The following is a 22484-nucleotide window of genomic DNA, read 5'->3' as shown; positions in this document are numbered from 1 at the left end:
AGCGGCCCGACCCTCGAACTCAACTTCGTGAGCTTGAACGCCCTAGTCCGCACTCCCCTCCAACACATCCAACTCCATCTCCCGCAACCGTTTCACCTCATCCCGCAGCCGTGCCGCGCGTTCAAACTCCAGATTCGTCGCCGCCTCGCGCATCTCGCGTTCCAGGTCCTTGATGACCGCGGCGAGGTTGGCCCCAGCCTGCACCTTCTCCTTGCCGCTCTTGTCCTTGCCGATCGAGACGGTGACGTGGTCCTGTTCGTAGATGCTGTCGACGATTTCCTTGATGTTGGATTTCACCGATTGCGGGGTGATGCCGTTGGCTTCGTTATAGGCCTGCTGCTTTTCGCGGCGGCGGTTGGTTTCGGCCATGGCGCGTTCCATGGAGCCGGTGATGTTGTCGGCGTAGAGGATGACCTTGCCGTCGACGTTACGGGCGGCGCGGCCGATGGTCTGGATCAGTGAGGTCTCCGAGCGCAGGAACCCTTCCTTGTCGGCATCGAGAATGGCGACGAGGGCGCATTCGGGGATGTCGAGGCCTTCGCGCAAGAGGTTGATGCCGACCAGCACGTCGAAGGCGCCGAGGCGGAGATCGCGGATGATCTCGATGCGCTCGATGGTGTCGATATCGGAGTGCATGTAGCGGACGCGAATGCCCTGCTCGTGCATGTATTCGGTGAGATCCTCGGCCATGCGTTTGGTCAGCACGGTGACCAGGGTGCGGTAGCCGGCCTTGGTCACCTGGCGGATCTCGTCGACCACGTCGTCGACCTGGGTCTTGGCGGGACGGATCTCGACCGGCGGGTCGATCAGGCCGGTGGGGCGGATCACCTGCTCGGCGAACACGCCGCCGGACTGCTCCAGTTCCCAGGCGCCGGGGGTGGCCGAGACATAGATGGTCTGCGGGCGCATGGCGTTCCACTCCTCGAAGCGGAGCGGGCGGTTGTCCATGGCCGAGGGCAGGCGGAAGCCGTATTCGGCGAGGGTGGCCTTGCGGCGCAGGTCGCCGCGATACATGGCGCCGAGCTGGCCGACGGTGACGTGGCTTTCGTCGATGAACACCAGGGCGTTGTCGGGCAGGTATTCGAACAGGGTCGGCGGCGGCTCGCCCGGCTTGCGCCCGGAGAAGTAGCGCGAATAGTTCTCGATGCCGGCGCAGGAGCCGGTGGCTTCCATCATCTCGAGATCGAACAGGGTGCGCTGCTCCAGGCGCTGCGCTTCGAGGAAGCGGCCGGCGCCGTTCAGCTCCTGCAGGCGGGCGGCGAGTTCCTTCCTGATCTCCTTGATGGCGCCGGTGAGGGTGGCGCGCGGCGTCACATAGTGGCTGTTGGCGAAGATGCGGATCGACAGCAGGTCGGACGACTTCTTGCCGGTCAGCGGATCGAACTCGGAGATCGACTCGATCTCGTTGCCGAACAGGGTGATGCGCCAGGCGGCATCCTCGTAGTGGGCGGGGAACAGTTCGACCGTGTCGCCGCGCACCCGGAAGGTGCCGCGGGTGAAGCCGGCATCGCCCCGCTTGTATTGCAGCTGGGCGAGCGAGCGCAGCAGCTCCTGGTGGTCGACCTTCTGGCCCTTCCTCAGGTCGAAGGTCATGGCGGTGTAGTCTTCCACCGAGCCGATACCGTAGATGCAGGAGACCGAGGCGACGATGATGACGTCGTCGCGTTCGAGCAGGGCGCGCGTCGCCGAGTGGCGCATGCGGTCGATCTGCTCGTTGATGGTCGATTCCTTCTCGATATAGGTGTCGGTCCGCGGCACATAGGCCTCGGGCTGGTAGTAGTCGTAGTAGGAGACGAAATACTCGACGGCGTTGTCGGGGAAGAACGACTTCATCTCGCCATAGAGCTGCGCCGCCAGCGTCTTGTTGGGCGCGAGGATCAGCGCCGGGCGCTGGGTGCGCATGATGGTCTGCGCTGCGGTGAAAGTCTTGCCCGAGCCGGTGACGCCGAGCAGCACCTGATCGGTCTCGCCGTTCTCGACGCCTTCCACCAGGTCGGCGATGGCGGTGGGCTGGTCGCCGCGCGGCTCATACTGGGTGACCAGCTTGAACGGCACGCCGCCTTCGGATTTTTCGCGCGGGGCAGGGCGGTGCGGCTTCCACTCGGTATTGCCCTCCACCTCCTTGCGGCCGTGCAGGATGATGTCCTCGAGCGCCTTCACCGTCGCCGAGATGCCGACGGTCTGGGCGCCGGCCAGCGACTGGCCCGGCATGTTCTTGGCCTTGACCTTCTTCTTCGAGGTCTCGAGCGCTTCGCGCAGCTGCTCCATCACCTCGGGGTCTTTCGCCGCCTGGCGCGAGATATCGCGGGCCGTCACCCGACCTGAGGGCAGATGGCCGAAGCCGGCCTGGTCCGACTCGCCCATGCCGCCGAAATCCGGACGGTCGACCGAGTTGGCCTTGGATTTTGGCGCCTTGAGCTGCATGCCGGTGGCGGCGGAGCGGGCGGTCTTCTTCGGCTTCTCCTGCGCCAAGGGGCCGTCGGCCTTCTTGATGCGCGGCGCATCGAAATCGTCGTTGCTGCGCACCGGTTGCGGCTTCAGCGGCTGGATGCCGGTGCCGGCGGCTTCGGCGGCGCGGCGCGCGGCATTGTCGAGGGCGCGCTTGTTCTTCAGCCGCTCCTGCGGCAGCCGCTTGTTCAACTGCTCGGCCTCGGCCTTTTCGATCTCGCCGATGAAGTCGTCGATGGAGAAGTCGGAAACCGGCTTTTTCGGGGGCATGGCGGACTCTCGGCGGTTCGATCTGTTGGCGCCCGGCGACAGCAGCGCGGGCAGTGCGCAGCAAGCACCATAGATAGGCGTGCTGTCAGAATCTGTCAGTGTTGTCGTGGTTCGACAGCAATATAGGGTGTGGCGAACGGAATGTGAACGGGGGGCGTGGAGGGCACGGCCGAGCCACAGCCGCGATCACCTCCCCCCTGACGGGGGAGGCAAGCGGAGCTTGTGAGCGAAGCGAGCTAGCGGAGCTCGGAGGGGGTGGGCAAGGCGCACTGTTGGCGGAGGCGGCGTTCACCTCTCCCTGGGGGGAGAGGTCGGCGCGCAGCGCCGGGTGAGGGGGCCTTGCTCCAGGTTCGGCGTGTGCGGCAAGGCCCCCTCACCCTGACCCTCTCCCCCAGAGGGAGAGGGGAGGCTGGGGGCGCGCACGGCGGGACGCCGATAGTGCTGCGGTCGCCGCACACCCCCACCGAGCTTCGCTAGGTCGCTGACGCTCCCAAGCTTTGCTTGCCTCCCCCGTCAAGGGGGAGGTGGGGCCGGTGTTGTGGGCGGGATCGGGCCAGAGACGCCGGCCGGACACCCTCCCCTTGACGGGCTTCGAGCCGGCCGCAGGCAAAATCACTCCAGTGGAGTGATTTTAGGGGAGAAGGCCATGAGAGCTATGCTCGAATGGCCGGGATGGGGTGGGGTGTGCGATGGGCTCGGTGGGGCTTTGGTCGCCCGGCCATAGAGTGGCCGGCCGCAGACACCCAGCCCGCCGCGCACCCCCTCCGAGCTGCGCTAGGTCGCTGACGCTCCCAAGCTTCGCTTGCCTCCCCCGTCTAGGGGGAGGTGGGGGGCGCGACCGCTACCATTGGATGGGGCGGCGCCGGCAATTAGCCCTTTCCCCGGCCGGTTTGCGCCGACAAGAATACTGCCGAGGGAGAAATATGGATTCGCGGCTGTATTGGCTGGCGCTGGCGGCATTTGTCGGGGCCATCGAGGGTGGGCTGATTGCCGGGTTGCTGCCGCTGATCGGCGCCGACCTGCGGGTGAGCCTGGGGCAGGCGGGCCTCGTGGTGCTGTTCTATTCGCTGGCCTATGCCTTCGGCCCGCCGCTGCTGGCGTTGCTGCTGGGCGGAGTGGGGCGGCGGCGGATCCTCGCCGGTTCGGAATTCGGCTTTGCGCTCTGCGCGCTGCTCATCGTGCTCTCCACCACCTTCGAAGCGCTGGTCGTGGTGCGGACGGCGCTGGCGGTGGTGGCCGGCACCTATACCGGCACCGCCATGGCGACGGCGGCGATGATCGCGCCCTATGGCAAGCGCGGCCGCTACATGCAGGTGATCAGCATGGGCCAGGCGATCGCGGCCCTCGCCGGGGTGCCGCTCGGCGCCTGGATCGCAGCGCAGTTCGGCTGGCGCGTCGTCTATGTGATGCTGGCGATCATGGCCGGGCTGGCGGCGACCGCGCTTTATCTGCGGCTGCCGCGCGGCATGCTGGGCGATACGCTGAGCATTCGCGATCGGCTCAAGGTGCTGCGCAACCCGGGCGTCGGCCGGGCGCTGCTCTCGACCCTCTTGTTCATGATCGGCTCGTCGCCGCTGATCGTCTATATCGGCGCGCTGATGTCGGCGGTGGGCGTCGGCTACGAGGCGCTGCCGCTGGTGCTGCTGGCCGGCGGCATCGGCGCGGTGGCGTGCAGCGCCACTGCCGGGCGCATGTCGGACCGGCTGGGCAGCGGGCGGACCGCGACCATTGCCGGACTGGCGGTGATCGTGGTGATGCTGGTGTTCTTCGGCCTCAGCTACCTGCCGCCGGCCTTCGCGCTGCCGGCGCTGATGCTGACGGTGGGGGCGCAGGGGTTCGTCGGCCGGACCTATTCCATCGCGGTGGCGAGCCACATGGCGCAGATCGCCCCGGGCGCGGTGCCGGTCGCCATCTCGCTCAACATGTCGGCCTTCATGATCGGCATGGCGGTGGCGGCAGCGCTGGGCGGCATCGTGCTGGACAGCTGGGGCGCCACGGCGCTGCCGCTGATCGGCGCGCCGCTGGTGGCGCTGGCGCTGCTGGTGTGGCGCTCGGTGCCGATGGGGCATGGCGAGCGGCGGGATGACGAGGAGTGATCGGGACCCAGGGCCGTTAGTGTTGCACTGGCGGCGCCAACAGCGCCCCCTCGCCCCTCTGGGGAGAGGGCGGCGATGCGGCCGAAGGCCGTACCGCGGGGTGAGGGGCGCCAAGTGCGCCGGATCATGTGGTGCAGGGGTAGCGGCAGGGCCGGTGTGCTTGGCTGCCCCTCACCCCGACCCTCTCCCCAGAGGGGCGAGGGGGCGTTGTGGCACCAGCGGTGCAACAAGGCCGCTCAGTTGCTCGGCGCCTCGACAAACCGCGCCAGCTGGCCGATCACCGTGCCCCAGCCGTCGTAGAAGCCGAGTTCGGCGTGGCGGTCGCGGGCAGCGCGGTCGGCGTGCATCACGCGGGCGGTGTATTGCGTGCCGCCGTCGGCCTCGGCGAGGGTGATCTCGGCGGTGATGAAGCTCGTGGGCGCCGGGCGGTAGCCGGCGAGCAGCGCGTCGGTGAAGATCAGCCGGCGCTGCGGCTCGACCAGGATGAAGCAGGCATCCATGTGCGGAGCGAAAGGGCTTCCGGCTTCGCTGATCTCGGTGACCAGCGGGCCGCCAGGAACCGCGTCGAAGCGGACGGCGCGGCACTGGGCCGGCGCCGGCACCCACCATTGCTCGAACTGCCGCGGATCGGTCCAGGCAGTCCACACCGCGGCGCGCGGGGCGCGGATGAAGCGCTCGATGCTGAGGTCGCGCTCGGGGTCGAAGCTCTGGGTCATGTGTCACCCCTTGTCACGAACGCCTCGAGCCGGTCAGTGCGCTCGCTCCACAGCCGGCGCTGCTGGCCGAGCCAGCGGTCGACCAGCGCGAAAGTCCCGCGCTCGAGGGTGCAGGTGCGCACCCGGCCGGATTTCGAGGTGCGGATCAGGCCGCTCTGCTCGAGCGCTGCGACATGCTTCATGAACGAGGGCAGGGCCATGTCGAACGGCTTCGCCAGTTCGCCGACGGCGGCCGGCCCGTGGCCGAGCTGCGTCAGGATGGCCCGCCGCGTCGGATCGGCAAGAGCCTGGAAAATTCCATCGAGTTGCGCGCTGTCCGCCTGCATGCGCGACGCCTAGCACCGGTTGATGCTTAGCGCAATGGCTAAGTGTTGCGCGTGCCTATCACTTAGCCATTGTGCTAAGTGTTTTGCATTGATAGTTAGCCGAAAGGCAAAGCATAGGAGTGCAAGCAATGAAGCTGGTGACCACGACCTTCGTCTCGCTAGATGGAGTCTATCAGGGGCCGGGCAGCCCGGACGAGGACCGCAGCGACGGTTTCGCGCGGGGTGGCTGGTTCGTGCCCTATATCGAGCAGGGTTTTATGGACCAGGCGCGGCGCTGGCTGGAGCAGGCCGATGGCCTGCTGCTCGGCCGGCGGACCTATGAGAGTTTTGGGCGCGACTGGCCGGAGATGAACAAGCCTGACGATGCCATCGGGCTGATGATGAACCGGCTGCCCAAATACGTGGCGTCGGCGACGCTCGCGGCAACCCCCTGGGGACCGGCGACCCTGTTGCGCGGCGCGGTGCTGCAGGAAATCGAGGCCCTGAAGGCGCGGCCGGGCCGGGAACTGCAGGTGCATGGCAGCGGCAGCCTGGCGGGATCTTTGCTGGCGGCGGGGCTGGTCGACGAGCTGCGGCTGGTGGTGGCGCCGGTGATCGTCGGTGCGGGGCACCGGCTGTTCAAGCACAGCGATGCGGCCACGGCGATGCGGGCGGTGCGCAACGAGACGACGCCCGGCGGGCTGAACGTGCAGGTGTTCGAACGGGTGGGCGAGGCGGAATACGGAACGTTCCAGCGGCCTTAGGGTTTGCGAGTTGGGTGGCAGTATTTGTCCACCAACTCGGTGTCATCCCAGCGAAAGCTGGGATGACAGCCGGTGGGGAGGTGAGGCCGTGGGTCCTTTCTCACGAAGCACTACCCGGCCATCGCCCTGATAGGTTCTGGCACGCCGCCGAAACTGCGCACCCGCGTGCCATAATCCGCCAGCGCCGCATCGAACTCCGCCGGGCCGAAATCGGGCCACTTCACCGAGGTGAAATAGAGCTCGGCCTGGGCGCATTCCCACAACATGAAATCGGACAACCGCTGGTCGCCGCCGGTGCGGATGAGGAAATCCACATCTTCGGTGCCCAGCCCCGCGGCGATAGCCTCGGAGGAGGCGCCGCGCGCCGCAGCGGCGAGAATGGCGTCGCGGGCGGAATAGTCGATGGCGATGCGCAGGTGCAGACCGGTGCAGGCGGCGGTGCTGCGCTCGGCGGCAGCGATGGCCTTCACCAGCCCGAGCGGCAGCCGGTCGCGCCGGCCGAGAATGGAGACGCGCACATTGGCGTCGCGCAACTGGCGGGCTTCGACCAGCAGGAAATGGCGGAGCAACGCCATCAGCCCGGCCACCTCGGTCTCGGAACGGCGCCAGTTATAGGTGGAGAAGGCATAGAGCGACAGCGCGCCGATATCGTGGGCGATGGCGGCGCGGACAATGGCCCGGACGGCGTCCGCGCCGACCTGGTGACCGGCCGGCCGCGGCAGGCCACGGGCCCCGGCCCAGCGGCCGTTGCCGTCCATGATGATGGCGACGTGGAGTTTGTGATCAAGAGTGGTTTGCATTGTAAACCTCGAGAATGTGATGCGGCCGGTCGGTATCGGTCAGTCTTTGGTTACGAGTTAAAAGTGGTCAACCGAGAGAGACGGCCCCCTCCCGGCCTCCCCCATAAAGGGGGAGGTGTTCCGCCAGTGCGCTTGGCACGATGGAGGACAGGGCCTCGACTCTTCACCTCCCCCCTCGTGGGGGAGGCCGGGAGGGGGTCGTCTGCTGCAGTCAGCACCATCACGCGGGCTGCGCCTTGCCCGGCCCAACCTGCTCCGCCCGGGCCGAGGCATCGCGCACCACGCGTTCCAGCACCGACAAATAGTCGAGGAAGCGCTGGCGGCCGGCGGCGGTGAGGCGGATTTCGGTCAGCGGACGGTTACCGGTATAGCCCTTGTGGATGTCGATCAGGCCGGCTTCCTGCAGCACAGCCAGGTGGCGGCTGAGATTGCCCTGGGTCAGGCCGCAAAGGCGCAGCAGATCGTTGAAGGCGAGGCCGTCGGGGCGGCCGGCCAGCGAGGTGAGGATGCCGAGGCGGGCCTTTTCGTGGATGACGCGGTCGAGCCCGTCATAGGCGAAGGGGGCGTCGGACTCAGCGGACATTGCGGGCCTCCGAGGCGCGATGGACGATGGCCGCGACGAGCAACTGGCCGATGGCGAAGGGCAGGCCCATATGCCAGGGCGAGAGGCTTTGGTCGCCGTCGGCGGACAGCAGCACGGTGAAGCCACTGAGCAGGTACCAGGCGCCGGCCAGGGCGATGGCCCGGGGCAGGGAGCGGGCGGCGGCGAAGATGCCGAGGCTGACGAGGATCAGCCACAGCCCCGGAACCAGCCAGAGCTGTGCCGGCGCGAAGCGGGCGAAGAAGGCAAGCAGCGCCGCGCCGGCAACACCCGCCGGCACGAAGTTCAGCACCGCCTCGCGGATCATCTGGTCGGCCAGCCCGGCATGGTGGCGATGGGCGCGCCGCAGCATCTCGGCGCCGATCAGGCCGACGGCAACGATGGCGGTGAGCACCCAGCCGGTGAAATAGGCCATCGGCTCGGCGGCGCCCGGCAGCACCGACTGCACCGCCGCGACGGCGAAGGCCAGCACGCCGGAGGCGGCGAGAGCAGCCGGACCGAGCCCGAGGAACTGGCTCGACTGAGCGAGGCGCGACTTGATTTCGACGATGTCGGCGAGGGCTTTATCGAGATCCGGCATAGGCCCCAGACTCAGGTTTGTGATGCAAACCAGATTGGACTGCAAATTGCGGCTTGTCTGTGGCCGGGTTCGGGTCGCCGAAAGCGTAACTGCTGCGTTACCTTTGAGTTGGCGGTCAGTCCCAGTTTTTCGAACTGCGGAGCTTCTTGGTGGCGCCGCGCTGGCTCTTGCCGTCGAGGCGGCGCTGTTTGGAGCCGAGCGTCGGGCGGGTCGGGCGGCGCGGTTTCGGCGGCACCAGCGCTTCGCGCAGCATGGCGACCAGGCGGTCGATGGCATCGTCGCGGTTGAGTGGCTGGCTGCGCAGGCGATTGGCGGTGATGACGATGACGCCCTCGGTGGTCAGCCGGCTGCCGGCGAGGGCGGCGGCGCGCTGCTTGACCGGTTCGGGCAGCGACGGGGATCCCAGCAGGTCGAAGCGCAGCTGAGCGGCGCTCGACACCTTGTTGACGTTCTGCCCGCCCGGGCCGGGGCTGCGGATATAGTCGATCGAGATCTCCGACAGAGGGAGATGCACGGCGCCGCCGATATGGAGGGAGTCGGGAATGAGAGGGCTCCGTGAGTTGCAGGCGGAGGCTAGCACGAAGGAGGCAACGAGTGGCCAGCCCCGGCCTCCGCTGCAAGCGAGCCCGGAGGCTGCGGCGACCCCATCGCTTGCGAAAACCAAGGACTTAGCTGCGCCTTGATGATTGTGTGAGGAGCTCCCTCCCCCGTTGCGGGGAGGGGACAGGGGTCGGGGGCAACATGCACCGGAGGCTGATGTGAGTCAGGTCAACTGCGGCAACTGCACGCCCTTGGCCAAAGCCGCCGCGTATTGCTCTTCCTTGTTGAACAGCGAGTTCCAGCCGCCGACATGGCTGTCGCGCGAGGCGACCGAGCTGAACGGCGCCTGGTGGAAATGCTGGGTGGTGCGTCCGGCGCGCTCTTCGAACTGCACGGTGATGGTGGTGGGCAGGGTGTCGCCGGCGCCCTCGTCCCAGGCAAAGCTGAGGACGATGCGCTTGTGCGGTTCGATCTCGAGGTAGCTCCCACTCGACCAGCTCTTGGGATATGTCGCGGAGGTCATGCCGACCCGCCAGGCGCCGCCGGGGCGGAAGTCCGAGCTGAGGTCGGTGACGGTGAAACCTTCGGGGCCCCACCAGCGGATCATGTGCTCGGGGTCCTGCCACATGCGCCAGACGATGGCGAGCGGCGCATCGAAGCTGCGGGTGATGAACAGCTCGTCGTCGCGCAGCTTCAGCGGGTCGGGACCCGGCTGAAGGCGGCCATCAGTTCTTGCGGCCATTGTCGTCCCCTTTGGTGATTTCGGCGAGATAGGCGCCCATCTTGTCGAAGCTGCCCTCCCAGAACACGCGGTAACGGGCCAGCCAGCCATCGACCTGCTGCAGCGGCGCGGTTTCGAGCCGGCAGGGGCGCCACTGCGCCTCACGGCCGCGGCTGATCAGTCCGGCCGCCTCGAGCACCTTGAGGTGGCGCGAGACCGCCTGCAGGGTGATGTCGAAGGGTTCGGCCAGTTCGTTGACCGTCGCCTCGCCTTCGCTGAGCCGGGCCAGCAGGGCGCGGCGCGTCGGATCGGCCAGGGCCGAGAGCGTGGCGCTGAGGGGGTCGGCGGTCTGCATATTCAACATCCATGTTGATCAACACATATGTTGATTAGGCGTCGATCGCCAGGCTGTCAAGCGCCGGGAGCCGGCTGATGCGGCGGAGAGCGCGCGCCGGGTAACCCCTCACGGAGCTGTAACCGAGATGTTGCGATTTTGGGTGCCCGAGCGGGGCAGGGCGGGTCGCGGACCCGGCTCGAGTTGCGGCGGGCCGGGTCCGCGTGGTGAGGGAGGGGAGGCGCCCCGCCTCACGCGGTATCGAGCGTCGCAGCTCGATGGGTGAAATGACCTGAGAACGCCCCCTCAGTGCTGCTTCCGCAGCGTGGTGACAGTGGAGCACAGTGCGGCTGACAAGCGGCTGAATGCCGGTTGCAGAAACCGTTCATAAACCAAACGCCGCCCCGGGATGTCCCGAGGCGGCGTTCGGAAGTTCGACCGGTCCGGTTAGCGGACGCGGATCGAGCTGATGTTGTCGTTGGCGCCGCGCAGGTTTCCGACGCTGCGCGAGATCACGATGCAGCGGCCGTTGAAGTTGGCGCGCTCGCAGACCAGGGCCTGTGCATCGCCGCGCACTTCGATCGAGCGGATCGTATCGTCCCAGCGGCCGAGGCGGGCCAGGCGCTCACCCGGACGGGCGCAGAAGCTGTCGCCGCGGAAGTTGGTGTCCTCGTAGAAGCAGACGCGATCGCGGTTGCCGCCCGGACGACCGGGCCGGATGTCGAAGCCGCCCGAACCGATCTGGAAGCTGAAGCCGGGGACGTTGAAGCCGATGCTCACGTCGACGTCGGGACGGCCGGGAGTGGGGCGCACCGGACCGGGCCGGTCGGGAACGATGACGCGGGTGTCGACGTCGCCGGAATCGTCGTCGGAAAGATAGTTGGCCGAAACCCAGCCATCCGGACCGGGCTTGATTACGTAGCACCAGCCGCCGGTGCAGCGGTCGATCTCGACCTCCTGGCCGGCGCGGAGCACGTCGACGACGGCGCCATTGACCGGCGCGGCGCGGACATTGACCGTGCTGGTGGCTACCGCCGCGCTGGCCGCATTGGCCACGAACAGCGAGCCGACCAGGACGGCGGCGGCTCCAGCCAGTTTGATGGGGTTCATGGGAAATCCTCTCTTTGTGACGCTACGGGTTTTTTCGGGTCGGTTTTCGCCGCAGAGCCGAAACGGCTGCGCTGCAATGCAGTTCCATGCGGCCGTTTCGATTATGCTGAAAATGCAACGCCGCCCGGTGAGGGCGGCGTGCGCAGTTGAGCTATGATGAATGGTCGGTGTACGTGCGACGACCGCGCGGCGGTCAATAGACCCGCATCGAGCTCACATTGTTGTCGAGAAAGCCGTTGAGTGCCCGCTGGCTGTCGTTGACGCGCTCGCAATAGCTGTGGAAGTCGCGATCGCGGCACAGGTCGACCGAGACGTTGCCTTCGATGCGCACCGACGAATAGCGGTTGTCGGCGTCGAGCAGCAGGAAATCGCGCACGCTGGCGCCGGCCTTGGCGCAGAACGAGCCGCCGGTGAAGTTGTGGCCTTCGTACAGGCAGACCATGCCGGGGCCGCCCCACTTGTAGGGGATGGGGGCGAGCTGCCAGGGATGGCGGAGCACCTTGCCGAAGGCGATATCGTAGAGCTTGGCCCAGCCGGCCTGGCGGCCGCTGCGGACGTGGCACCATTGCTTGGAGCAGCGGTCGACATAGATGCGCACCGCGGCGTCGATTTCGCCGGTGACGTCATAGGCCTTGCCCGGCCCTTCGTAGAGCACCAGGGGATGCACCGACCAGGCCGGCGTTCCCACCGGAGCCGCGGTGGCGGCGACGGCCCCAAAGGCGAGCATCGCCAGTGCAGACAGGCAGGCAAGCAACTGCTTCATCGAAAATGCCCCGTACCAGGTAATCGATCGGAGCCTAGCGCCGGTGCATGACGGTTGGAAGGGCGTCGCGGCAACAGGGTGGGGAAAGTTCTCAGCGCGGTCCGGCCGAGGCATCGAGCCGCGCTCGCACCCCACCGAGCTACGCCAGGTCGCTGACGCTCCCAAGGTCCGCTTGCGTCCCCCGTCGAGGGGGAGGTGGGCATCGAGCGTGTGGCGCCAAAACGGCGAAAGGCGCCGCGCGAGGTTTCGCGCAGCGCCTCCCCGACGTCCCGGGAAGAGGCCACCCAGCCCGGGACGTGATGGAGCAGACAGATGCGCCTGCCGGCCTGAACGGCGGCTGAACCGATCGCTCAGCCGGGCGAGGGGATTCAGCGCGGTATGATGCGCTTTTGCCCATGCTCGTCGAGCGCCACGTAGACGAAGCGGCCCTCGGTGACCTTCACCCGATCGGCGAGGCGATTGCGGCGGGCCCAGGCCTCCATGGCAATGGTGATCGAGGTGTTCCCGACCCGCTCGATCGAGGTGTAGACGCACAGCACGTCGCCGACCTTGACCGGAGCGATGAACGTCATCGCCTCGACGGCGACGGTGGCGACGCGGCCCAGCACGCGCTCGACCGCGCAGATCGAGCCGGCAATATCCATCTGGCTCAGCACCCAGCCGCCAAAGATGTCGCCCGCCGGATTGGTGTCGGCCGGCATGGCGAGCGTGCGAATGGTGAGGGCGCCTTTGGGCTCGGCGCTGGAGGTTTCGGTGGTCATGCGCGAGGTCCTTTCGGCGGCCAGCGGCCGATCTCTTCTTCCCAGTGACGGCGGCAGAGCGAGACATAGACCGATTTCTCGATCGATACCTGGTTGCCCTCGGTGAGGGCGCCGCCTTCGGTGTCGCGGCGCACCACCATGGTGGCCTTGCGGCCGCAGAAGCAGATGGTGCGCACTTCGCGCAACTCGTCGGCCACGGCCAGCAGCTCGGACGAGCCCGGGAAGAGCTTGCCCTGGAAATCGGTCCTCAGGCCATAGCACATTACCGGCACGTCGAGCCGGTCGGCGACGCGGGCGAGCTGCCACACCTGGTCGGCGGTGAGGAACTGCGCCTCGTCGACGAAGACGCAATCGACCTTGGATTCCTGGATGTGATCGTTGACGCGCTGGAACAGGTCGTCCTCGCCGTCGAACATCTCGGCATCGGCGGAGATGCCGAGCCGAGAGGTGATGCGGCCGACATCGCCCTCGGCATAGAGCGAGGAGGTGAACAGCAGGGTGCGCATGCCGCGCTCGACATAGTTGTACGAGGCCTGCAGCAGCAGGGTCGACTTGCCGGCGTTCATCGCCGAATAGGAGAAGTAGAGCTTGGCCATGCGCCGTTCATGCCGCAGGCGGAGAGCGGCGGCGAGATCAATCGGCTGCTCTCAACAAAAAATCGGCCGCCTGGCGGGGGCGGCCGATCAGAATGCCGATTGGGGCTCGGCGCAGGACATTCGTGTTGTCGGCGATGCCCTGCTCATAACAGGCGTCCGGCTGCCATACTGGCGGGTGCAGCCGGGTCTAGGCCGGGGGCAATGGGGATAGCGCCCCGGAACACCCGCAAGCTATTGAGGACACGTGACAAGCAGATGACGACCGGTTTCATATTGGCGACATTATCGCGCCGTAGCGGAGTGCTGCGGGCAGGGCTGCTGGAGAGGCTAATGAAGACCTTCTGGAAGGCTGGATTGGGTTTGGCGATGACGGCGGCGATGGCCGCGCCGAGCCTGGCGCAGGGCGTCGATGTGACCGGCATGTGGCGGCCGGACCAGAACTCCGACTACGAGATGAGCATGTGCGGCAAAGACAATGCCCAGCTCTGCATCAAGGTCGTGGCGCTGCGCGGCAAGATGGATACCGACAAGAACCGGCCCTATCTCGACACCTACCTGATCGATAAGGCGAAGCCGAGTGGAGCAGGGCGCTGGAAGGGCAAGCTCACCCTGTTCGGCCAGACCGGAGACGCGACGTTGACGCTCAAGGGTGCCAACACCATGAACGTCAAGGCCTGCGCCTATGTCGTGGTCTGCCGCGAGATCACCCTGACCCGCGTGCAGTAGACCCTATGCGGCTGCGCCCCGGCGCTGGCGCAGCGCCGGGACCGCTTCCACCAGGATGATGGCGAAAAAGATCAGCGCCGCGCCGGCATAGCCGACGGCGGGCAGACGCTCGCCCAGTAGCAGCGCGCCGCCGAGCGCCGCGAACAGGCTTTCGGCGGAGAGTACGATCGCCGCATTGGCCGCCGGCACGTGCTGCTGCGCGATCGCCTGCAGGGTGAAGGCGAGTGCAGTCGACATCAGTCCGACATAGAGGATCTGCACCCAACCGGCAGCGATGTCGGCGACATCGGGGACCTCGAAGCCGAAGGCAAGCACCAGGCAGACAAGGCCGACGCTGATGAAGGTGATGGCCGAGAGCACCACCGGCAGGCCGGTCTGGCGGCTCAGCAGGCCGAGCATGAAGACGTGGCCGCCCCAGAACAGGGCGCTCGTCACCACCAGCATGTCGCCGAAGTTGAAGGCCTCGAGCCGTCCGCCATTGAGGTAGAAAATGCCGACCAGCGCCAGCGGCGCGCCCAGATAGATGATCGGGTGTGGTTTCGCCCGGATCACCGCGAAGGCGATCAGCGGCACGAACAGCACGTAAAGTGCGGTGAGGAAGCCGGAATTGGTGACGCTGGTCTGGGCGAGACCGTATTGCTGCAGGATCGAGCCGGCGAAAAACGCGGTGCACAGCACGGCGATCTGCAGCCAGAGGCGCGGGCTGAACTGGCTGGGGCGCACCGCCTTGCGTCGCAGCTCGACGAGCGCGAAGGGCAGCAGCGCCACGCCGCCCAGCAGGAAGCGCGTGCCGCTGAAGGTCAACGGCCCCATATGCGCCATCGCCGCCTTCTGCGCGACGAAGGCGAGACCCCAGATGGCGGTGGCGATGAGCAGCAGCAGGACGGCGAACGGGCGGGACATCGGCGCTGTTTAGCCGGAGCCGCGAGGGGCGTCGAACGGATTTTGGCAATGGCGTCGATCAGCCCGCGTGATGGGCGGGGCGCTCCGGACACATTGTGGGATGGCACTGGAGTTATGTCAGCAATGCTGACATAATATGCGGGACACATGGAGGAAGTGGTCATGAGCATCGAGAGCCGGAGTTTCGCCGAAGCGTGGGTCGAGGCGTGGAACGCGCGCGACCTGGAACGGATACTGGATCACTACGCAGCCGATATCGTCTTTCTGTCGCCGGTGGCGGCGAGACGGCTGGGCGATGGTCGGGTCAATGGAATTGCGGCGCTGCGCGAGTACTGGAGCGCCGCGCTGGCGGCGATCCCGGACCTGCGATTTACGCTCGAAGCGGTGCTGTCCGGTCACCAGTGCCTGACCATCCTCTACCGCAACCAGCGCGGGCAACTGGTTGCCGAGACGGTCGAGTTCGACTCGGCCGGCAAGGTCTGCCGCTCGGTCGCCTGCTACGACGGCGCCGTCTGAGAGTGGGACGATGGAGGGTGGCGGAGGAATCGGCTAGCATCGGGGTTCGGCGCGCGGCCCGCGCCTCCCCCCTCCGACGGGAAAGTAGACCGCATACAGGGCTGACTGAAAACCGAACCGACTGATCGGGCGAAGGCAAAAGGAGGGATTGCTGCTGGACCCGAACCAGGAGGTTTTCGCATGAAACTGTCTGTTCCGATCTATCAGTTAAAGCGTGAGGCCAGGCGGCTGTCGCGTGAGGAGAAGATTCCCCTGAGCGCAGCGCTCGATCGCGTCGCGGCGGCAGAGGGATTTTCCGGGTGGAGCCTGCTGGCCGCTCGTTATGCCGAGAGTTCTCCGGCGACGAGGCTCTATGGACGCCTGCAACCCGGCGAACTGGTGCTGGTCGGGGCCCGCCCCGGGCAGGGCAAGACCCTGCTGGCGCTCGAGCTGGCCGCCGAAGCGGCGAAAGCCGGCGGCCGGGGCATGTTCTTCACGCTCGAATATACCGACAGGGACGTGCTGGAACGGTTGCGGGCGATCGGCCGGGAGCCGGCCGAACTGGGCGATCGCTTCGGCTTCGATTGCTCGGACCGCATCTCGGCCGCCTATATCATCGAGAAGATGGCCGAGGCATCGCGCGGCACGGTGATCGTCGTCGACTATCTGCAACTGCTGGACCAGCGGCGCGACAACCCGCCGGTGGCCGAACAGGTCCGGGCGCTGAAGGGGTTCGCCGAAGCGCGCGGGCTGGTGATCGTCTTCATCTCGCAGATCGACCGCTCGTACGACCCGGCCGACAAGCCGCATCCCGACCTGGGTGACGTTCGGCTGCCCAACCCGCTCGACCTCACGCTGTTCAGCAAGAGCTGGTTCCTCAGTAACGGCGAGCTCAGCCTCAACGCGGCGCGGTAGGTTTCCGCCACCTGCCGCGAAGCAGTGGGCCCGGTGACCGGGCCTGCTGCGAGCCTATTTCAGCTCGGCATCCAGCGCCTCGATCAGGCGCTGCACTTCGGCAGGCGAGGTGTAGTGGGTGAACGAGACGCGCAGCACACCGTGGCCGGGGTTGAGGCCGAGGGCCTCGAGCAGGCGGTAGGCATAGAAATGGCCGCCCGACGCCATGATTTTGCGGCGGGCCAGGCGATCGGCGGCCTCCACGGCGAGTTCGCCCAGCGCCAGCGAGACGGTTGGTGCGCGCTTGCTCGGGTCGGTGGGGCCGATCAGCCGGACATTGTTCTTCTGGCGCAGGAACTCCATCAGCGGCGCGAGCAGGATCTCCTCCTGCAGACGCATGGCGGCATGCGCCTTGCGGAAGGCATTGGCGCCTTCGACCCGATCGCCGGCGAGCTCGGCGACCCGTTCGAGATAGTCGGCGACGCCGGCGGTGGCGGCGATCTGCGCGTGGTCGGGGCCGGCCGGGACGAGGCGCTTGCGCGGCTGGGTGTCGTTGAAGAAATGGCCCTGGTTCGGCAATTCCGACGCCAGCGAGGGGCGGACTGCCATCACCCCCTGGTGCGGGCCGTACACCTTGTAGGCGGAGAACAGGTAGATGTCGCAGCCCAGCTCGAGCAGGTCGGGCAGGCCATGCGGAGCGTAGGAGACGCCATCGACCACGGTGACCGCGCCGTAGCTTTTGGCCTTCTGGACGATCTCGTGCACCGGGTTGATCTCGCCCACGATGTTGGAGGCGTGCGGAAAGCAGACGGCGCGGACCTTCGAATCGAGCAGCTGGTCGAGCCCCGCCGGGTCGAGATGGCCGGTCACCGGGTCGACCTGCCACTCGCGAATGACGATGCCGCGATCCGCCAGCCGGCGCCAGGCACCGCCATTGGCCTCGTGATCCTGGTTGGTGACCACCACCGCGTCGCCCGGCTTCAACCAGCCGGCAAAGGCGTTGCCGAGCGTATAGGTATTGCCCGAGGTCGAGGGGCCGAAATGTATCCAGTCCATGCCGACATTGAGCGCCTGTGCCATACGCCGGTGCGCCAGGTCCATGGCGGCGCCGGCCTCGCGCGAGGCCGGGTAGAAGCCATAGGGCTGCACCTTGGTGGCGCGATAAAAGTGGTCGAGCCGGCCGAGCACCTGCTGGCTGGTATAGGAGCCGCCGGCATTCTCGAAGAAGGCCCAGCCCTCGAGGCTCGGCTCGCGGAACGCCGGGAACTCGGCGCGGATCAGGTCGGTGTCGAGGGGCAGGGCGGTCATGAATGGCGCTCGGGAGATCAGATGCCCGATGGTTAGCGGAGCCATGTGACCGGGGCAATGCGGCGTGTGGATAAGGGGGCGATGCTGGGAGGCGGAGTGGTGTGCCGAAGGGACAGTACGTGCGGCGCCTTCGATGCCATTCGAGCGTAGCTCTCATGGCCTTCTCATCTCAATCGCTTCACTGGAGCGATTTGCCCTTCGGGACGGTTCGAAGCCCCGGCGGGAGGGGCGCCGGGGCTTCTCTGGGACGGCGTCGCGACCGGTCGCGTTGGGGCTGCGGACCGGCGGGGACTGGGATCAGCCGTCCAAACCGGGGGCCGCCGGGGCGGAGTGATGGGGCCGTGCCTGGCCGGGGTGCAGCATTTTGCCCTGCATGTGGCGGCGCGGCGCGAGTTCGCGCTTCTGGTTGTCGGTGAGGCTCTCGTAGAAGCTCCTGAACTGCGGCAGCAGTTCGGTCATCGCCGCGACACGCGCTTCATCGAACTTCAGGCGTTGTTCAAGCCGCTGGATCAGGTCGGGGCGCTGCCTGTCGTTGGTGGCGGTGCCGGGCCGGATGGTGTCGCACCGGTCGGCGAAATCGGTCTGCGCGGTCAGCGCCGAGGTGCGGAAGTCCTCGAACAGTTTTTCCTGGTCCTTGCTCAGCTTCAGCTTGCCGGCCATGCGATCGAGGCGACGCTCCAGCCGGTCGGCCGCACGGCTGTTGCAGGAGAAATCGACGAAGCGGAAAGCGCCGCCGGCATCGCGGCGAAACTCGAGGGTGCGGCTGTCACTGCGCGGACGCTCGGGACCGGCGGCGAAGACCGGGCTCATGGCGGTGAGGCCGAGGGCGGCTACGAGGGCGGCGAGGATGGTGGCGCGGGTCGGGGTCATCGGGGTCTCCCATCGATTTGGTGGCAACGAGGGAAAGATGGCCTGCGTCGGCTTGCCGGGGCGTTGCGGCGAGGTGAAATCGTGGCAAGGTTGGAAAGGTGCGGCTCGCCTCGCGAGGTCGCTTTGCCGCCAAGTTGATGAACGACGAAAAATCGTTGCTTTTCAGTCGATGCCAAGACGATCTGGCATATTACTGCGTCGTCTCGGTCACACTTTTCAGTCAAACTATGTTCGAAATCGGAAGGAAAGTTGACGTACGGCGAAACGGTGTCATTGTCGATTCCGGCAATGTGACACAGGGGGTTCCCTAAAAAATGCTTCGTACGGCAGCAAGTGTTGTGGCTCTCCTCATGGCAGCGAGTTCTGCTATGGCGGCGGATCTGATTATTGAAGAGCCGGCTGCGGTCCCGGTCGTAGCGGCCGGGCACGATTGGTCCGGTGGCTATATCGGTGCGCATATCGGCTATGGCTGGGGCACTGTCGAAGCGACCGACACCGATCCGGGCGGTGGATTCTTCGACGAGGACACTGGAGAAGCCTTCGCCGTCGATGCCAGCGGGTTCCTCGCCGGGCTGCAGGCAGGCGTGAACTGGCAGATGGACTCGGTGGTTCTGGGCATCGAGGGCCAGGTGGGCTGGCTGGGGATCAGCGGCGATGATGCGGTGCTGGAAGATCCGGACAATTTCGGGCGTGTCGATTTCGGCGCCTATGCCGATGTGACGGCGCGTCTCGGCTTCGCCGCGGACAACGCGCTGTTCTATCTCAAGGGCGGCCTTGCCGTAGCGCAGATCGACACGACCTTCGGCGACATCGTCGATGGCTCGTCGGATGAAGATCCGGACAGCACCGGAACGTTCTCGGGAGCGAAGGGCGGTTGGACGGTCGGTCTGGGCGCCGAGCTGGCGCTGGACGACAACTGGTCGGTGAAGGCCGAGTACCAGTACTATGACTTCGGTACCGAGGAGCTCGTCGACGTCGAGGGCGACACCGCCGATGCGACCTTCAAGCTGCACACCGTCAAGGTCGGCCTGAACTACTCGTTCTGATCCGACGTTCGAGAAATCAAAGGCCCCGGATGCGTCCGGGGCCTTTTTGTTGCTGCCGCCACGGTACGGCGATCGCCTGCGCGGGTCTCGAGTGGTCGCCGAGTCGGCGAGAGCGCTACGACGCGATATATTCCTTGAGCGCCAAGGCTTCCTGTTCGGCCTCTTCGATCTTGCGCTTCACCACGTCGCCGATCGAGACGATGCCGGTCAGCTTGCCGGCTTCGACAATGGGGATGTGGCGGATGCGGTGGCGGGTCATGGTTTCCATGAGGTCCGACACCGTGCTGGCCGGGGTGCAGGTGATGACCTTGCTGGTCATGACGTTGCGGACCGGGCCGGCCAGGATCGCAACGGGGTCCTGTTCGAGATGACGCACGACGTCGCGCTCGCTGAGGATGCCCGCGACCTTGCCCTTGGCGTCGACGACGACCACGGCACCGATCTTCTTGCTGTTCAGGATCCGCACCGCTTCAGAGAGCGGCGCGCCGGCTTCCACCGTGTGGACGGTGTAGCCCTTGGATTGAAGGATAGTCTCGACTTGCATCGTCAGTCCTCCTCTCAGATGGCCATAGTGCGCCAAAGGGGAAGAGGGGACAAGAGTCTGAGTGGGCCAACCGTTACCGCGGCGCTTTGGGGGAGGGGCGAGGCACCATTCAGCCAGATCCGCAGGCCCAACACCTCCCCCTTGATGGGGGAGGCAAGCGAAGCTTGGGAGCGAAGCGACCTAGCGCAGCTCCGAGGGGGTGGGGCTACAGGCGCGATGGCGGGTGACAGCCACGCTCGGTGTTTGTGGCCGCCCCCCTCCCAGCCTCCCCCACACGGGGGGAGGTGTCGGCCGGTGGCGGCGGACAGACCGGTGCTACTGCGCGGCCGGGGCCTTGAGGTCGCGCTTTTCGTCCTGGGTCGACGGGACCGGGGCGTCGAGCACCGGAAGTTCGACCGGCTCGCCGCTGGCTTCGGCGACGACGTTGAGCTTGCCGGCCAGCGCCGCCGGGTTGGTCTCGGCGGCAGCGAGGTCCGCGAGGCCGATGCCGGCTGCGTCCTTGCTGGTGATGGTCAGCTTAAGGTGCGACGCGCCATTGAGGAAGGTGCCGAGCTGCTGGGCGGCGGTGAGTGCCTCGCTGGTGTTGCCGAGGAAGGCGAGGGTCATGCCCTGGGCCATGCCGGCAACGGCGGTGCGGAACGACGCCTCGGACTGGCCGGCTTCCTTGGCGCCGGCGGCGAAGGCGAGCGAACCGATGCCGCGGTCCTCGACCTCGATGGTCACGTCCTGCAGGGTGAGCAGCATGGCCGCCATCGTGGCCTCGTCGGTATTGTCGGCGAACAGCGCCTCTGTAGCGTTGCCGAACGTACCCGAGAGGTTGATGCGGCCGAGGGCGCCCATATCGATCAGCACATCGTCCACCTTGATGGTCGACGAGGCCTGGTCCCAGGCGAGTTTGGTGCCGAGCGAGATGTCGAGCTTGTCGACGCCGCGGGCGAGCAGATCCGCCACCGGCAGGTCGGTCATCTCGGCGGTGATCGGCAGGATGAAATTGGAGAGACTCAGCCCGATGCTGGCCGGGATCCCGTTGACGTAGTTGCCGAGCGTGGCGTCGAAGGCACCGAGCGTGCCGGTAATGCGCTTGCCGGAGGCTTCGGGATCGGGCACGTCGATCGAGAGGTCGGCGAGGCTCATGCCGTCGAGCGCCGGGACCAGCTTGCGCCAATTGGCGGTGAAGTAGGCTTCATCGAGCTTGGTCGCGGCTTCGATCGCCGCCACGGCTGCGGTGAAATCCATCTTCTTCCAGGTGAAGTTGCCGAACTTCAGGAAGCCGTCATTCTCGACTGTCATGTCGAAGTCATCGAGCGAAATGGCCGGATAGACTGCCGGTTCGAAGCCGCCGACGGTGATCGGGCCCGAGGCCACGGTGAGCGGGTTGCCCTTCTCGTCCTTGCCGGAGCAGTCGAAGCCGGTGAAGGTCATCGGGGTCGAGGAGAAGGCGGTGAACATGTCGGCGTAGAAGCGGACCAGCTTGTCGACCGTCTCGGGCGCAACCTCGGTGCCGGCCTTCTGGGCGGCTTCGGCCTCCATGACGAGATTGTTGATCTCGGTGAAGTTCTGCTTCAGCGGCCGGGCGCTGAAGCCGCCCAGCTCGCCGGTGCCGAACGTGCAGCTGAAGGCGTCGCCGCCTTTCAGCGAACCGCCGGAGAACTTGAAGTCGGCATAGACCTCCTTCATCTCGGTGCCAGCGGCCGGGGCAGCGCTCAGGCCATAGAAGCCGAGCAGCGCTCCCAGATCGAAACGGCCGACCGACATTTCGCCGAAGCTGCCGGTAACGTCCTCGGCACCGCTGAAATCGGCACTGCCGACATGGGCGGCGGCGGCAACGCCGTTGGCGACGTCGGTCAGGGTGACGTCGCGATAGGTGATCACCGATGGGCCGGCGCCTTCGACATAGCTCGGGTAGCTGACCTTGATCTCGGGGATGGTGACCGATTTGGCATTGAGGGTGGCCAGCGCATCGAATGCGCCCGGGGTGCCGGTGAACAGCCCGCGCACCGCGCCCTCATTGAGGTTGCCGTCGACCACTTCGACACTGGGGACCGAGAGTTCATAGGGGCCGTCAGCGGCGCCCTGGGTGATGCCGGTGACGCTGAGGGTTTCGGCAGACGCGCCGGTGACGGCGATGCCGGCGAACACGGTGCCGAGCAGGAAGGCGCGCATCGGACGCAGGCGGCGGCCGAGCGGGGCAAAGGCGGTGCGGGTCATGTCGGTTTCCTCAGTCGAAAATCATGAGACGCCGCAGCCCATGCTCGCCTTGGGTGGAGCAGGGGATACGGCGCGGGGCGGCCCG

At 66.7% G+C, this 22484-nt stretch carries 23 protein-coding genes and 1 pseudogene; 6 read left to right on the top strand and 18 right to left on the bottom strand.

Going from position 1 to position 22484, the window contains the following annotated elements:
* Positions 1–57 precede the first annotated feature (57 nt).
* Positions 58–2424 (bottom strand): annotated as a pseudogene (gene uvrB, locus APS40_RS01365) (excinuclease ABC subunit UvrB); the annotation flags it as partial.
* A gap of 1217 nt (positions 2425–3641) precedes the next feature.
* Here uvrB and APS40_RS01360 point away from each other — a divergent pair.
* On the top strand, positions 3642–4814 hold the full coding sequence (locus APS40_RS01360) for an MFS transporter (protein WP_055045352.1): 1173 nt from the start codon (positions 3642–3644) through the stop codon (positions 4812–4814).
* Between the two features lie 236 nt (positions 4815–5050).
* Here APS40_RS01360 and APS40_RS01355 read toward each other — a convergent pair whose 3' ends face one another.
* Both APS40_RS01355 and APS40_RS01350 read right to left on the bottom strand, forming a co-directional pair.
* Positions 5051–5530 (bottom strand): SRPBCC domain-containing protein, encoded by a 480-nt coding sequence (locus APS40_RS01355; RefSeq protein WP_055045351.1) that lies wholly within the window; start codon positions 5528–5530, stop codon positions 5051–5053.
* Positions 5527–5856 carry an ArsR/SmtB family transcription factor gene (locus APS40_RS01350; RefSeq protein WP_055045350.1) on the bottom strand — a complete coding sequence of 110 codons (330 nt, stop codon included), beginning with the start codon at positions 5854–5856 and terminating at the stop codon, positions 5527–5529. Before APS40_RS01350 ends, APS40_RS01355 begins: the two co-directional genes overlap by 4 nt.
* A gap of 128 nt (positions 5857–5984) precedes the next feature.
* Here APS40_RS01350 and APS40_RS01345 point away from each other — a divergent pair, with 128 nt between their 5' ends.
* A complete protein-coding gene (locus APS40_RS01345; protein ID WP_055045349.1) occupies positions 5985–6599 on the top strand; it encodes a dihydrofolate reductase family protein in 615 nt (204 codons plus the stop codon).
* Positions 6600–6709: 110 nt separating this feature from the next.
* Here the strand turns inward: APS40_RS01345 and uppS are convergent, their stop codons facing one another.
* The 10 genes from uppS to APS40_RS01295 all read right to left on the bottom strand — a co-directional run bounded on the left by uppS (position 6710) and on the right by APS40_RS01295 (position 13405).
* The gene (gene uppS, locus APS40_RS01340) at positions 6710–7399 is read right to left on the bottom strand and encodes a polyprenyl diphosphate synthase (RefSeq protein ID WP_055045348.1); all 690 of its coding nucleotides are present in this window, start codon (positions 7397–7399) and stop codon (positions 6710–6712) included.
* Between the two features lie 220 nt (positions 7400–7619).
* Positions 7620–7982, bottom strand: coding sequence for a transcriptional regulator (locus APS40_RS01335; RefSeq protein WP_055045347.1), 363 nt, complete (start codon positions 7980–7982; stop codon positions 7620–7622).
* Positions 7972–8580 (bottom strand): hypothetical protein, encoded by a 609-nt coding sequence (locus APS40_RS01330; protein WP_055045346.1) that lies wholly within the window; start codon positions 8578–8580, stop codon positions 7972–7974. Before APS40_RS01330 ends, APS40_RS01335 begins: the two co-directional genes overlap by 11 nt.
* Before the next feature lie 115 nt (positions 8581–8695).
* Complete coding sequence (gene arfB, locus APS40_RS01325) at positions 8696–9160, bottom strand: alternative ribosome rescue aminoacyl-tRNA hydrolase ArfB (RefSeq protein ID WP_442855834.1); 465 nt, start codon at positions 9158–9160, stop codon at positions 8696–8698.
* 183 nt (positions 9161–9343) lie between these two features.
* Positions 9344–9862, bottom strand: coding sequence for an SRPBCC family protein (locus APS40_RS01320; RefSeq protein ID WP_055045345.1), 519 nt, complete (start codon positions 9860–9862; stop codon positions 9344–9346).
* Positions 9846–10196 carry an ArsR/SmtB family transcription factor gene (locus APS40_RS01315; RefSeq protein WP_055045344.1) on the bottom strand — a complete coding sequence of 117 codons (351 nt, stop codon included), beginning with the start codon at positions 10194–10196 and terminating at the stop codon, positions 9846–9848. The genes APS40_RS01320 and APS40_RS01315 overlap by 17 nt, the downstream gene beginning before the upstream one ends.
* 426 nt (positions 10197–10622) lie before the next feature.
* The gene (locus APS40_RS01310; RefSeq protein ID WP_055045343.1) at positions 10623–11285 is read right to left on the bottom strand and encodes a peptidase inhibitor family I36 protein; all 663 of its coding nucleotides are present in this window, start codon (positions 11283–11285) and stop codon (positions 10623–10625) included.
* 193 nt (positions 11286–11478) lie between these two features.
* Positions 11479–12048, bottom strand: coding sequence for a peptidase inhibitor family I36 protein (locus tag APS40_RS01305; RefSeq protein ID WP_055045342.1), 570 nt, complete (start codon positions 12046–12048; stop codon positions 11479–11481).
* A gap of 368 nt (positions 12049–12416) precedes the next feature.
* A complete protein-coding gene (locus tag APS40_RS01300; protein ID WP_055045341.1) occupies positions 12417–12809 on the bottom strand; it encodes an acyl-CoA thioesterase in 393 nt (130 codons plus the stop codon).
* Entirely contained in the window at positions 12806–13405 is a 600-nt protein-coding gene (locus APS40_RS01295) for a thymidine kinase (RefSeq protein WP_055045340.1), read from the bottom strand. Before APS40_RS01295 ends, APS40_RS01300 begins: the two co-directional genes overlap by 4 nt.
* 330 nt (positions 13406–13735) lie before the next feature.
* Here APS40_RS01295 and APS40_RS01290 point away from each other — a divergent pair, with 330 nt between their 5' ends.
* On the top strand, positions 13736–14131 hold the full coding sequence (locus APS40_RS01290; protein WP_055045339.1) for a DUF2147 domain-containing protein: 396 nt from the start codon (positions 13736–13738) through the stop codon (positions 14129–14131).
* A gap of 3 nt (positions 14132–14134) precedes the next feature.
* Here APS40_RS01290 and APS40_RS01285 read toward each other — a convergent pair whose 3' ends face one another.
* Positions 14135–15034, bottom strand: a complete 900-nt coding sequence (locus APS40_RS01285) for a DMT family transporter (protein ID WP_055045338.1) — start codon at positions 15032–15034, stop codon at positions 14135–14137.
* Positions 15035–15196: 162 nt separating this feature from the next.
* Here APS40_RS01285 and APS40_RS01280 point away from each other — a divergent pair, with 162 nt between their 5' ends.
* Positions 15197–15550: a nuclear transport factor 2 family protein gene (locus APS40_RS01280; RefSeq protein WP_055049503.1), complete on the top strand. Its 354-nt coding sequence runs from the start codon at positions 15197–15199 to the stop codon at positions 15548–15550.
* Between the two features lie 180 nt (positions 15551–15730).
* Entirely contained in the window at positions 15731–16444 is a 714-nt protein-coding gene (locus APS40_RS01275) for a DNA helicase (RefSeq protein ID WP_055045337.1), read from the top strand.
* 54 nt (positions 16445–16498) lie between these two features.
* On the opposite strand, the gene APS40_RS01270 is transcribed toward APS40_RS01275, so the two are convergent.
* Positions 16499–17731 carry an aminotransferase class V-fold PLP-dependent enzyme gene (locus APS40_RS01270; protein WP_197279407.1) on the bottom strand — a complete coding sequence of 411 codons (1233 nt, stop codon included), beginning with the start codon at positions 17729–17731 and terminating at the stop codon, positions 16499–16501.
* 297 nt (positions 17732–18028) lie between these two features.
* Complete coding sequence (locus tag APS40_RS01265; RefSeq protein WP_055045336.1) at positions 18029–18601, bottom strand: Spy/CpxP family protein refolding chaperone; 573 nt, start codon at positions 18599–18601, stop codon at positions 18029–18031.
* A gap of 314 nt (positions 18602–18915) precedes the next feature.
* On the opposite strand from APS40_RS01265, the gene APS40_RS01260 reads away from it, so the two are divergent.
* The gene (locus tag APS40_RS01260; protein ID WP_082434118.1) at positions 18916–19647 is read left to right on the top strand and encodes an outer membrane protein; all 732 of its coding nucleotides are present in this window, start codon (positions 18916–18918) and stop codon (positions 19645–19647) included.
* A gap of 115 nt (positions 19648–19762) precedes the next feature.
* Here APS40_RS01260 and APS40_RS01255 read toward each other — a convergent pair whose 3' ends face one another.
* Positions 19763–20191, bottom strand: coding sequence for a CBS domain-containing protein (locus APS40_RS01255; RefSeq protein ID WP_055045334.1), 429 nt, complete (start codon positions 20189–20191; stop codon positions 19763–19765).
* A gap of 315 nt (positions 20192–20506) precedes the next feature.
* Positions 20507–22399 (bottom strand): hypothetical protein, encoded by a 1893-nt coding sequence (locus tag APS40_RS01250; RefSeq protein ID WP_055045333.1) that lies wholly within the window; start codon positions 22397–22399, stop codon positions 20507–20509.
* Between the last annotated feature and the right edge of the window lie 85 nt (positions 22400–22484).

Origin of the sequence: Devosia sp. A16 (assembly GCF_001402915.1) — a bacterium.
Classification (GTDB): Bacteria; Pseudomonadota; Alphaproteobacteria; order Rhizobiales; family Devosiaceae; genus Devosia_A.
The sequence above is the reverse complement of the archived record's forward strand: the minus strand, read 5'-3'. Positions and strand labels throughout refer to the sequence as shown.

Bases quoted from the DNA above. Each gene is read 5' to 3' on its own strand.
- uppS (WP_055045348.1), bottom strand. From the start codon at position 7,399: ATGCAAACCACTCTTGATCACAAACTCCACGTCGCCATCATCATGGAC.
- APS40_RS01290 (WP_055045339.1), top strand. From the start codon at position 13,736: ATGAAGACCTTCTGGAAGGCTGGATTGGGTTTGGCGATGACGGCGGCG.
- APS40_RS01300 (WP_055045341.1), bottom strand. From the start codon at position 12,809: ATGACCACCGAAACCTCCAGCGCCGAGCCCAAAGGCGCCCTCACCATT.
- APS40_RS01330 (WP_055045346.1), bottom strand. From the start codon at position 8,580: ATGCCGGATCTCGATAAAGCCCTCGCCGACATCGTCGAAATCAAGTCG.
- APS40_RS01265 (WP_055045336.1), bottom strand. From the start codon at position 18,601: ATGACCCCGACCCGCGCCACCATCCTCGCCGCCCTCGTAGCCGCCCTC.
- APS40_RS01255 (WP_055045334.1), bottom strand. From the start codon at position 20,191: ATGCAAGTCGAGACTATCCTTCAATCCAAGGGCTACACCGTCCACACG.
- APS40_RS01305 (WP_055045342.1), bottom strand. From the start codon at position 12,048: ATGAAGCAGTTGCTTGCCTGCCTGTCTGCACTGGCGATGCTCGCCTTT.
- APS40_RS01295 (WP_055045340.1), bottom strand. From the start codon at position 13,405: ATGGCCAAGCTCTACTTCTCCTATTCGGCGATGAACGCCGGCAAGTCG.
- APS40_RS01270 (WP_197279407.1), bottom strand. From the start codon at position 17,731: ATGACCGCCCTGCCCCTCGACACCGACCTGATCCGCGCCGAGTTCCCG.
- APS40_RS01360 (WP_055045352.1), top strand. From the start codon at position 3,642: ATGGATTCGCGGCTGTATTGGCTGGCGCTGGCGGCATTTGTCGGGGCC.
- APS40_RS01250 (WP_055045333.1), bottom strand. From the start codon at position 22,399: ATGACCCGCACCGCCTTTGCCCCGCTCGGCCGCCGCCTGCGTCCGATG.
- APS40_RS01285 (WP_055045338.1), bottom strand. From the start codon at position 15,034: ATGTCCCGCCCGTTCGCCGTCCTGCTGCTGCTCATCGCCACCGCCATC.
- APS40_RS01350 (WP_055045350.1), bottom strand. From the start codon at position 5,856: ATGCAGGCGGACAGCGCGCAACTCGATGGAATTTTCCAGGCTCTTGCC.
- APS40_RS01335 (WP_055045347.1), bottom strand. From the start codon at position 7,982: ATGTCCGCTGAGTCCGACGCCCCCTTCGCCTATGACGGGCTCGACCGC.
- APS40_RS01260 (WP_082434118.1), top strand. From the start codon at position 18,916: ATGCTTCGTACGGCAGCAAGTGTTGTGGCTCTCCTCATGGCAGCGAGT.
- APS40_RS01355 (WP_055045351.1), bottom strand. From the start codon at position 5,530: ATGACCCAGAGCTTCGACCCCGAGCGCGACCTCAGCATCGAGCGCTTC.
- APS40_RS01275 (WP_055045337.1), top strand. From the start codon at position 15,731: ATGAAACTGTCTGTTCCGATCTATCAGTTAAAGCGTGAGGCCAGGCGG.
- APS40_RS01320 (WP_055045345.1), bottom strand. From the start codon at position 9,862: ATGGCCGCAAGAACTGATGGCCGCCTTCAGCCGGGTCCCGACCCGCTG.
- APS40_RS01310 (WP_055045343.1), bottom strand. From the start codon at position 11,285: ATGAACCCCATCAAACTGGCTGGAGCCGCCGCCGTCCTGGTCGGCTCG.
- APS40_RS01345 (WP_055045349.1), top strand. From the start codon at position 5,985: ATGAAGCTGGTGACCACGACCTTCGTCTCGCTAGATGGAGTCTATCAG.
- APS40_RS01280 (WP_055049503.1), top strand. From the start codon at position 15,197: ATGAGCATCGAGAGCCGGAGTTTCGCCGAAGCGTGGGTCGAGGCGTGG.
- APS40_RS01315 (WP_055045344.1), bottom strand. From the start codon at position 10,196: ATGCAGACCGCCGACCCCCTCAGCGCCACGCTCTCGGCCCTGGCCGAT.